Source organism: Streptomyces sp. NRRL F-5126 (assembly GCF_000721265.1).
In the GTDB taxonomy this organism is placed as follows: Bacteria; Actinomycetota; Actinomycetes; order Streptomycetales; family Streptomycetaceae; genus Streptomyces.
Map to the genome: position 1 here is coordinate 1 of NZ_JOFZ01000038.1, position 1,082 is coordinate 1,082.

Consider the following 1,082-nt stretch of genomic DNA (forward strand, 5'->3'; position numbering starts at 1 on the left):
ACCGACCACGCCATCACCGACACCCCACTCCTCCCCGGCACCGCCTTCGTCGACCTCGCCCTACACACCGGACACCACACCAGCCACCCCCACCTCGAAGAACTCACCCTCCACACACCCTTGCTCCTAAACAGCGCCCCGCTCGATCTCCAAGCCACCCTCACCCCACCCCACGACGGACGACGCACCCTCACCATCCGCACCCGCCCCCACACCACCACACCCGACGACACCACCGCCTGGACCACCCACGCCACCGCCACCCTGGCCGCCACCGCACCAGCCCGGGAAACACCCGACCTCACCGTCTGGCCACCAGCCAACGCCACAGCCATCAACGTGGACGACGCCTACCCCCTCCTCGCCGCACACGGCTACACCTACGGCCCCACCTTCCAGGGCCTCACCGCCGCATGGCACGACAACCACCACACCTACGCCGACATCACCCTCCCCGAGACAGACACCCTCACGGCCGACACCGAGACCGGGGCCTTCGACATCCACCCCGCACTCCTCGACGCCGCCCTGCACAGCATCGCGTTGCAGACGATGGGCGCTCCCGGTGACGCCGTTCCTGTTCCGTTCTCCTGGTCCGGGGTGCGGCTGCATGCCGTCGGTGCGTCGTCCCTGCATGTGCGGTTCACCGCGACGGGCAAGGACACGTTCGCCATGACGGCGACCGACTCTGCCGGAACGCTCGTGGCGTCGGTCGAGTCGGTGGCGTTCCGTCCGCTGCCGATCGGCCAGCTCGTCGACACCACCAGGACCGTGCGGGACAGCCTGTTCCACATCGAGTGGACCGCACTGGCCGTGCAGGAGGTCACGTCCTCTCCCGGAACCGACGCGAGCTGGGCCTGGCTGGACACCGAGCACTTCCCCGTCGCCCCGGAGACCGACGAGGCGATGTCGGCCGAGACGCCCATCCCTCGGTTCAAGAGCATCTCCGCGCTCGCCGAGGCCCTTGACAATGCCACCCCAAGCGCTGTCCTGCTGTCCTGCGTCTTCCAGCCTCTCACCACGATGACGGAGCTGCACCAGGCCACGCACCACCTGCTCGCCCTGCTCCAGGAATGGCTGAC

At 68.7% G+C, this 1,082-nt stretch carries 1 protein-coding gene; it reads left to right on the top strand.

Features of this window, described 5'->3' with window-relative positions:
- Positions 1 to 1,082 (top strand): polyketide synthase dehydratase domain-containing protein (locus IH48_RS0132150; RefSeq protein WP_030912841.1); only part of this gene is annotated, 1,082 nt, incomplete at both ends.